The following is a 6,695-nucleotide window of genomic DNA, read 5'->3' as shown; positions in this document are numbered from 1 at the left end:
TGCCGGTGGGGCGGCGGTGCCGTGCGGGGTGTGCCGTGTCGTTGCGCGGTGTCGGGCGGGGCGGGTCAGACGGTCTCGGCGACCTTGCGGTCCTCGGGGCCCGAGGAGTCGGAGCGGCCGGCGGGTGCGCCCGCGGCTGCCGTCGCGGCCGCGGCGGCCTTGGCGGCCTTGGCCTTGCGGGAGCTGGAGAAGCGGCGGGTGATCGGCGCCTCGACCCAGGCGTACAGGGCCCAGGAGAGCAGTACCGAGACGACGGCCTGGGCGGCGATCAGGGCGATGCCGACCGGGGTGGAGAAGAGCCCGTCGCCGAGGAGTTCGCGCGAGTAGGCGAGGACGATGTAGTGGACCAGGTAGAAGGCGAAGGAGATCTCGCCGAGCCAGACCATGGGCCGGTTGTTGAAGAGGGTCGGCTTGCTCTCCGCGTCGCGGGCGGCGAACGCGGCGATGACGAGCACGATCGGGATGAGGGTGACGGAGCGCTGCGCGTACAGGTGCTCCACGTTGAGCGCGACGCCGTAGCTCGCGGCCAGCAGCAGCGTCGACCAGACGGTGCCGATGTCGCGCCAGCGGCCGGACATGACCGCGCGGGCGACGAGGATGCCGAGCGCGAAGTCGAGGAGGCGGACCGGCGGCAGGACGTACGCGAACCAGTACTGGACGGTGGAGGTGCCGTCGGCGCCGGGCATCTGCATGCCGCCGCCGGGGATGACCGCGTAGGTCAGGGTCGGCGTGAGCATGATGGCGGCGACGGTGCCGGCGATCCAGAACTTCAGCTTGGCGGCGTCGATCTTCTTGATGCCGAGGTAGAGCAGCGGGAAGGCGAGGTAGAAGATCGCCTCGGCGCCGAGGGACCAGCTGGGCGGGTCGACGCTGAAGTTGGTGGCGAAGTCCGGCACCCAGACCTGGAGCATGAACAGGTTGAGGACGGCCTGCCACGGCTCCGTCATGACGGCCGCGAAGGTGATCAGGGCGAGGCCCCAGGTGACCACGTAGTTCGGGTAGATCTTGACGAAGCGCCGGCGCCAGAAGGCGCGGAAGGTGTCCTTCTCGCGGGCCGACCAGGTCAGGACGAAGCCGCTGAGGACGAAGAAGAACGTGACGCCGAGGGCGCCCGCCTGGGAGACGGCCTTGGCGAAGCCGTCGTTGGCGGCGTCGGACTCGAAGAGGCGGATCCAGGGCACGCCGAGGGAGGCGTGGTAGAGGAAGACGAGCAGGGCCGCGGGGAAGCGGAGCCCGGTGAGCGAGTCGAGTCTGGGGAGTCTCACAGGTCTAGAACCGTCCATTCCGTTCATGGACATGACAAATTGGGCCCTTTCTCGGGAGGCGGGAACTGCGCCGGAAGTACGCGGGTCCGGGCCGGCGGCCCCTGCAGGCCGCGGCCCGGACCCGTGGGTGCGTCAGTCGCGGATGACCGTCTTGGTCCGCATGAGGAACTCACCCAGGTAGCCGTCGTGCGGGACGCCCGGCCGGATCCAGTAGGTCGGGTGGTCGCCCAGGTAGAGGTTGCTGATGGTCGGCTCCGCCAGCAGCTCGTCGATCAGCGCCTCGTCGTCCGTGAACGCGGTCAGCACCAGCGAGTTGCGCAGCGGGCCGATCCCGTCGGCGGGCGACCACGGGGCCACCCACACGCAGGGGAAGGGCAGTTCGATGCCGGCCTGCTCGGCGTCCGGCCGGTCCAGCTGGTGCACCGCCGGGCGCAGGACGGCGCTCCCGTCGCCCAGCTCCTCCACGATGCCGTCGCCGCCCAGGTGCGCGGTCGTGCCCGCGGCGCGGGCCAGGAGGAACGCCTCCAGCTTCCGGGCGCCCTCCGCCGGCTGCACCGCCAGGACGGCCTTCTCGTCCTCCGGCGGCAGGCTCGGGATGGCGGCGAGCCGCTCGGCGATCGCCTGCGCGAGCGGCGCCGGGTCCCCCTCGACCAGCACGGTGGTGGCATTGATGCAGGCCACCCCGCCCTGGTGGGCGATGGAGTCGACGATGGTGTCGAGGTGGTCGCGCCAGTCGGTGCCCGCCGGGACGAGCATCTTCGAGCGCCCCGGGCCCTGCGGCAGCACGCGGGTGCCCGCGTACTTGCGGACGACCTCGTCGCCGCCGTACACCAGGCCGTAGTCGGCGCTGCGCAGGATCTCGTCCGCCGCGTCGTAGTCCGTGGGCAGCAGCACGACCTGGTCGGCGCCGAAGCCCGCGGCCCGCAGGGCGGAGATCAGGCGGTGCGGGGTGAACGGCTCGCGCCGCGAAGGCCGGACCGCGACCCGGTAGCCCATGGCGAGGGCCTCCACCCACAGCGAGTGCGGGCCGGGGTGGTTGCCTGCCGCGTGCACCGCGAAGACGTCGCCCTTGCGGGTCCACACGGCGCTGCCGCGGCGGGTCTCCTCCGCGCGCCAGTCGTCCACCGCGCCGACGGGGCGCGCCTGGTACGCCGCGACCGGCGCCACCTCGGTGGCCTCGATGATGGCGGCGGTCGCCGCCCGCACGACGCCCATCGGCACGCCGGAGACGCGGGCGACGGTGCGCTGGTACTCCTCGAAGGTGAGCCCGTCGACGGTCTCCTCGGCGAAGATCCGGCCCGCCCGCGCCAGCGCCGCCGTCCGCTCGGCGGCCGGCAGGGTGCGGGCCTTGCGCAGGGCGTCCATGGCACGGGTGACGAACAGCTTCGGCACCAGGCTCAGTTCGGCGACCGGCGCGCCCGCCACGTCGGTGACGGTCATGCGCTTGCGGGCGCGGAAGGGTCCGGAGGGCCCGAGCGCGTCGAGCGTGATCAGGCCGGCGTCCATTAGTAGACCCCCTCGATGACGGTCTCGTTGTCGAACTCCTGGACCGGCGCGATGTCGGCGACGGAGTCGCCGATCTGCCAGACGCCGTCGGGGCCCGGCACCCGGGTCGCGTAGTCGCGCTCCAGGTTGTTCGGCATGAACAGGCTCTTGCTGACGTGGTGCATGACCACCTGGCCGCGCTCGCCGTACGCGACGGTCTCGCGGGTCTGCGGGTCAACGACGTCGAAGACCATGTGCGGGGCGAACGGGTCGTAGATGCACGGGTCGTCGTCCGTCAGGCCCGGGCGCTCGCTGGCGTTGCCGAGGATCATCGTCGAGCCGTAGCCGCTGTACAGGTGGGCCTTCGGGAAGACCTCCGTGCGGTACAGGTAGCGGGTGTCGGCGTCCATCTGGGTGCCGACCCAGTTGATGGCCTTGACCTTCTCGTCGATGAGCTTGGCCAGGTCCTCGCGGCGGGCCAGGCGCTCCAGGACCGGCGGGGTGCACATCAGGACGCCGATGTCCTGGGTCTGGAGCAGGAAGGCCACCTGGTCGACGATGTGCTCGGCGTAGGCGCCCGCCTCGGCGGTCTTGCCGTCGGCGATGAGCTTCTTCACCCAGCGCGGGTCGAGGTCGACGGTGAAGGCCAGGCCGCCGCGGAAGGCGGTCTGCCGCTTGATCACGTCGCCCACCATGTGCGGGCCGGTCGGGGCGACGACCAGCCAGTTCACGCCCTGCGGGACGCCGTGGCGGTCGAGCTGGCCGCTGCTCCAGGCGAGCAGCCGGTCCAGCCACTCCTTCAGCAGGACGATGCGCTTGGGGGCGCCGGTGGTGCCGCCGCTCTCGTACACGCCCACCACGTCCGGGCGGTCGCCGTAGCCGCGGGGTATGAGGTCCTCGGCGCGGACGTCGCGGAGTTCGTTGGCGAGGTTCGGGAAGCGGCCGAGGTCGGCGAATCCGCCGATGTCCGTCAGCGGGTCGAAACCGAGAGTTCCCGCGCGCTCGATCCAGAACGGCGAACCCGTTTCCGGGGAGAAATGCCACCGCAGAGCGGCGCGCAGGAATTCGTCGGGGTCCGGCTGGGTGTCGAGGGGAAATTCCAGCAGGGGATCAACGGTGGACACAAATGCTCCTTCCGGGTACGGAGTATCGCCGTACTCTTCGCATCGTGCGCCGGTGCCGGGGAGGCGGTCCACGTTATTCCGCTGAGTCCGTCAACTGTCTGTGTCAGGTCAGCTGGATCCCGACCGTCCGCTTCACGCCATCACCTTCGGGGAGTTCCTCGAGGTCGATTCCGAAGTGGGTGCGGTAGGCGGCGAGGACGTCCGCGTCCGTGTCGAGCGGCTCGATCGTGCGCTGTCCGCCCTCCACCCTGACCAGCCGCCTGTTCTTCAGCGTGACGCGGCCGTCGGGCAGCGGCATCGAGCAGAACAGCTCCTGGAGGAAGGGCGAGTCCGGGCAGCTGCGCCACCACCACAGGGTCGGCGCGAAATCGCCGATCCGGCACGGCCGGCCGTCGATCCGGTACAGCGGCCTGCCGTCGAGCAGCACGTCGGCGCCGCCGCCCTCCACGGGGGCGACGAGGTACTCGCCGTGCGGGTCTTTCTGCACGTCAGGGGTGGCGAGGCGGAGCGGGTGGCGGCTGTTGCGGCCGAAGCCCGCGTCCACCAGCCAGGGCTCGCCGTCCAGCGTCACCCGCAGCGCGAGGTGACACATCGCCGGGCCCAGGCCGTCCGGCCGGTGGACCCGGCCCGGCAGGATCTCCACCCGGTAGCCGAGCGCCCGGAGCAGCTCGGCGAAGGCGGAGTTCACCTCGTAGCAGCCGCCGCCGCGGCGCTGCCGGACGATCTTGTCGACGGCCTGTTCGCCGAGGTGGATCTCCCTCCCGAGGTGGTAGTCGATGTTCTCGAAGGGCACCGTCAGGACGTGCCGCTCCTGGAGGTGCCGCAGCCCTTCCAGATCCGCTTTCCGCGGCTTTTCCGCACCGATCCGCCCGAGGTATTCGGCCACTCCCGCGTCGTCCAGCATTGCTGTTCTCCTTGACCATTCGAACCCGGCAGCGTACGACGAACGAAAATACACGCGCGTCCGCGGGCGGCCCGCAGATCTGACGGACCAGGCGGCACCTGACAAAGTGCCCCGCCGCGCGTTGCCATCCCCGCGCGCGCTTACCAGCATCGGGTGGTCCAGAGTCATCCGACGCGGCGTTTTCGATGAGTCGGTGTGACTGCCCGCCCGCCGATGACGATGGAGAAATCACGGCCATGGCACCTTCCGCCGCCCACAGCCCCTCGCCGGAAGTCGGGGACGTGCTGGTCCGCACCACCGCCGGCACGGTCGCCGGAGAGCGCGCCGGACGGCTGTCCGTCTTCCGCGGCGTGCCCTACGCCCAGCCCCCGGTCGGCGCCCTGCGCTTCGCCTCGCCGCGCCCGCCCGCCCCGTGGAGCGGAGTACGCGACGCCCGCTCCTTCGCCCCCGAGTCCCTCCAGCCGATCATACCCGGCAGCTCCGAGGACTCCCTGTACGCCAACGTGTGGACGCCCGGCACGGACCCGGAGCGGCCCCGCCCGGTGCTCGTCTACATCCACGGCGGCGGCTGGATGGTCGGCGGCGGCAGCCTGCCCGTGTACGACGGCGCGCGCCTCGCCGACCGCGGCGACCTGGTCGTCGTCACCTTCAACTACCGCCTCGGCGCCCTGGGGTTCGGGCTGCACGAGGAGTTCACCGACCCGGAGACCGGCGACTTCGCCGACTGGGGCCTCCAGGACCAGGCGGCCCTGCTGCGCTGGGTGCACGCCAACGCCGCCGCGTTCGGCGGCGACCCGGGCAACATCACCGTCGCCGGCACCTCCGCGGGCGGCGCCAGCGCCTGGCAGCTGGCCCTGCTGCCCGAACTGCGCGGCATCATCCGCCGGATCGTCCCGATCAGCGCCTGCCACGTGTGGGAGCCGTCCACCTCGCTGACCCCGGCCGACGCCCGCCTCGCCTACGAGGGCGTCGCCCGCCGCCTAGGCACCACCGTCGCCGGCCTGCGCGAGGTGCCCGCCGCCGACCTCATGAACGCCTGGGAGGACGTCTTCGGGGGCCTGCCCGGCGGCCGGGAGGTCGCCTCCGCCCGCGAGTTCCGCGGCCCCGTCGTCGACGGCCGCTGGATGAGCGCCTTCGACTGGGAGCTCCCCACCCCCGACGTGCCCATCATGGCGGTCCACACCCGTACCGAGGGCTCCTTCTACACCGGCCCCTGCCCGCCGCAGCCGACCCCGACCCCGCCGCCCGCCGACGCGGCCGAGCTGCGCGAGGCCGTCCGCGGCGTCCTCGACAAGGGCTCGGCCAAGGTCACCGACGAGCTCGTCGACTCCTGCATCGCCGCGTACCGGGAGGCGGCCGCGGCCGAGGGGCTCCCGCAGGACCCGCTGTCGCTGTGGACGGAGATCTGGGGCGACGCCCTGTTCCGCTACCAGATCGTCCGGCTGTCCGAGCGGCACGCCCGGCACGGCACCTCGCCGCAGTACGTCATGGAGTTCGCGCACCCCGTGCGCGCCCCGCACCACGGCACCCCGCACGAGGCGACCTCGCCGTTCCTGTTCGGGACGTACGCCGACACCGCGGCGATCGCCGCCACCTACCCGGTGCCGCCGGAGATCCCGCTGTTCCACGACGGGCCGGGCGAGCGCGCCGTCTCCGAGACCTTCATGGACCTGGTCGCCGCGTTCGCCCGGGACGGCGTCCCCGCCGCCCCCGCCGCCCCGCAGTGGCCGGTCTTCGACCCCGGGACGCCCAGCACGCTCGTCCTCGGCGGCGAACCGGTCGCCCGGATCGAGGCCGCGTCGAAGGCGCGGCAGCTGCGGTTCTGGGACGACGCCGGCTGGGTCCCGCGCACCTGACCGGGTGCCGCCCCGCACACCAGACCCGACACGCGGCCGCCCCGCCGCCTCCCCGCAGGGC

At 72.3% G+C, this 6,695-nt stretch carries 5 protein-coding genes; 1 reads left to right on the top strand and 4 read right to left on the bottom strand.

Annotation, left to right across the window (positions count from 1 at the left end):
* Positions 1–65: 65 nt before the first annotated feature.
* The 4 genes from EF903_RS26520 to EF903_RS26505 all read right to left on the bottom strand — a co-directional run bounded on the left by EF903_RS26520 (position 66) and on the right by EF903_RS26505 (position 4,778).
* A complete protein-coding gene (locus EF903_RS26520) occupies positions 66–1,265 on the bottom strand; it encodes an acyltransferase (RefSeq protein WP_260615958.1) in 1,200 nt (399 codons plus the stop codon).
* A gap of 132 nt (positions 1,266–1,397) precedes the next feature.
* Positions 1,398–2,771 carry an aldehyde dehydrogenase family protein gene (locus EF903_RS26515; protein WP_125547303.1) on the bottom strand — a complete coding sequence of 458 codons (1,374 nt, stop codon included), beginning with the start codon at positions 2,769–2,771 and terminating at the stop codon, positions 1,398–1,400.
* The gene (locus tag EF903_RS26510; RefSeq protein ID WP_125547301.1) at positions 2,771–3,874 is read right to left on the bottom strand and encodes an AMP-binding protein; all 1,104 of its coding nucleotides are present in this window, start codon (positions 3,872–3,874) and stop codon (positions 2,771–2,773) included. Before EF903_RS26510 ends, EF903_RS26515 begins: the two co-directional genes overlap by 1 nt.
* Before the next feature lie 103 nt (positions 3,875–3,977).
* The gene (locus EF903_RS26505) at positions 3,978–4,778 is read right to left on the bottom strand and encodes an arylamine N-acetyltransferase (RefSeq protein ID WP_125547299.1); all 801 of its coding nucleotides are present in this window, start codon (positions 4,776–4,778) and stop codon (positions 3,978–3,980) included.
* 236 nt (positions 4,779–5,014) lie between these two features.
* Between EF903_RS26505 and EF903_RS26500 the strand changes: the two genes are divergently transcribed.
* Positions 5,015–6,634 (top strand): carboxylesterase family protein, encoded by a 1,620-nt coding sequence (locus tag EF903_RS26500; RefSeq protein WP_260615956.1) that lies wholly within the window; start codon positions 5,015–5,017, stop codon positions 6,632–6,634.
* Positions 6,635–6,695 lie beyond the last annotated feature (61 nt).

The sequence above is a fragment of the Streptomyces sp. WAC05292 genome (assembly GCF_003949955.1).
In the GTDB taxonomy this organism is placed as follows: Bacteria; Actinomycetota; Actinomycetes; order Streptomycetales; family Streptomycetaceae; genus Streptomyces; species Streptomyces globosus.
This window is presented reverse-complemented; position numbering and strand designations above follow the sequence as displayed.